The sequence below is a fragment of the Acetobacter suratthaniensis genome, assembly GCF_017377745.1.
Lineage (GTDB): Bacteria > Pseudomonadota > Alphaproteobacteria > Acetobacterales > Acetobacteraceae > Acetobacter > Acetobacter suratthaniensis.
In genome coordinates this window covers 1-300 of sequence record NZ_JAFVMG010000072.1, presented here as the reverse complement: position 1 = coordinate 300, position 300 = coordinate 1, and the positions used below count along the sequence as shown (strand labels likewise).

Below are 300 nucleotides of genomic sequence, written 5' to 3'. Positions count from 1 at the left end.
ATCTGGAGGGTTCGAAAAACCCTCTGGTATTGAGGTCTGCTCTGTGATTCCATTTTCCTTGCGTTGATTGGAGTATGGATCATGAAGCAGGCGGGATTTTTTGATGTTGAAGAGCGGCTTGCCCGGCTGAGCGGGCTTGGTGATCAGCTCGAAGCATTTTCCCGGACTGTGGATTTTGAAGTCTTCCGCCCTGACCTGGGGAAGGCTCTGGCGTATTCTGACGGAAGCAAAGGCGGACGACCGCCATTTGATCCGGTGCTGATGTTCAAAATTCTGGTTATCCAGACGCTCAACAATTTG

The 300-nt window shown here is 51.0% G+C and carries 1 protein-coding gene; it reads left to right on the top strand.

Translation table 11 applies throughout. From position 1 onward, the window contains the following. Positions 1-78 precede the first annotated feature (78 nt). Positions 79-300: transposase (locus tag J2D75_RS14355; protein ID WP_341534982.1), on the top strand; the 222-nt coding region annotated here is incomplete at its 3' end.